General features: G+C 43.5%; 1 protein-coding gene. It reads right to left on the reverse strand.

Going from position 1 to position 1620, the window contains the following annotated elements:
* Window positions 1-57: 57 nt before the first annotated feature.
* Entirely contained in the window at window positions 58-1509 is a 1452-nt protein-coding gene (locus HNR77_RS29830; protein WP_184191733.1) for an IS1182 family transposase, read from the reverse strand.
* Window positions 1510-1620: the final 111 nt, after the last annotated feature.

Below are 1620 nucleotides of genomic sequence, written 5' to 3' on the forward strand. Positions count from 1 at the left end.
TTCGGAACGAATGTCTTCTTTTTATGGGTCTAAATTAGCTGCGGTTTCTAGTAGACCTTAGTCCACTAGCTTTAATATTCGTTTCAGATTTACAGCGAATATAGCCATCGCGCCTTGTAATTGCATACCAAGCAGACCCGAGGATGTGGCTACATCATACCCGTGTCCATGTTTGAGTTCACTGTTCTTTGCTTCAATTTTGTAGCGCTCTTTAGATTTTGTTTTGAAGTATTCCGTTTCCTGAAACTTCATTTGTTCCGAATGCTCTTCGGATTTAATTGTCACGGAATAGGTCTTACTCTTGGCTCCTGCTTTGTAGCAGCCTTCCTTAACCGGACAGTGCCTGCAGATCTCCACATCAAAGAAGTAGGTGTCTTGCTGGTTGTTACTGACGCCTTTCTTTCCTTGCCGAGCTTTCCGAATTGCCATGTGGCCAGCCGGGCAAACATACATGCCGGCATCTTTGTTAAACAGAAATCCATTCTCTTTCTTGCGAGCCCCTTGGGTAATTAATGGATTAAGCTTTGCTACAAGCTCAATCTCGTTCTGTTTCGTGTAGATCAGGTTATCTTTCTCCGAATATGCCATATCCCCAATTACCGTTTTCACCTGCATTCCTGCAGTTTGGCTTTTTTCGATCAGCATTTGCAGTTGCTTACCATCATTTTTTTCACCTGTCGTAATGACGGCTGCTGTTATGAGACGTTCCTCGGTCATCGCTAGATGGGTCTTATAACCGAAAAAGGCGCTATCAGCCCTCTTGTGTCCTACTCGTGCATCTGGATCTGCTGCAAGTCGCAGTTGTTCCACATCATCCTCAATTGTTTCTTTTAGAAGATTAAGCGGCTCCAGTATTTTGGGCACCTGCGGGATTCCAGATTCCTTTTCAATGAAGGTGACAAGCTTTTGGCAGTATGCGATTTCGTCTTTAAGCACGTTGTTCATGTTCTTCGTGGGCATCTTTGTTTTAACCGACTCGTCCATGGCGTAAACAGCTTTGCGCAGCTTTCGAGCACGGTCTTGTAGTATTTCTTGCGGTGATTTCTGGTTGTAACGTGCTTTCGTATGTGTAGCGTCTACAATGATAGAGTTGCTTTTTAGGATATTCTGCTCCATTGCAAGGGCTACCGTCTGACCGATAAGCATGTCGAGCAGATTCATGTCTTTCAATCGCAATTTTCGAAATTTCGTTAGAGTACTCGGGTCGATAACCGAATCTTCCGGTGCCATGCCCAGAAAATATTTAAATGACATATCGTACTTCGAACGCTCGACAATATCTACGTCAGACAGTTCAAAGATTGCTTTCAACAACAAGTATTTAAACATGCGAATGGGATTGATGGCGTTGCGTCCATTATCCAAACAGTATTTTGCTTCCAGTTCCTCATATATGAAGGAGAAGTCCACCAGTTCATTAATTTGACGGAGCATGTTGTCCTTCGGTACGACGATGTCATACAATGCCGCATAAGGGCTCAGAACCAAGGTTTGTTGTTGACGAATCATCTCGTTCACCCGCTCTCCATGATACTTTAATTATAAGCGAAAAAGGTACAGTCTCCACAATTTTCTTGAGAGCTGTACCTTTAACATGGAATGGACTTTTTCAGTGGCCTC

Origin of the sequence: Paenibacillus sp. JGP012 (assembly GCF_014203995.1) — a bacterium.
GTDB lineage: Bacteria > Bacillota > Bacilli > Paenibacillales > Paenibacillaceae > Paenibacillus > Paenibacillus silvae.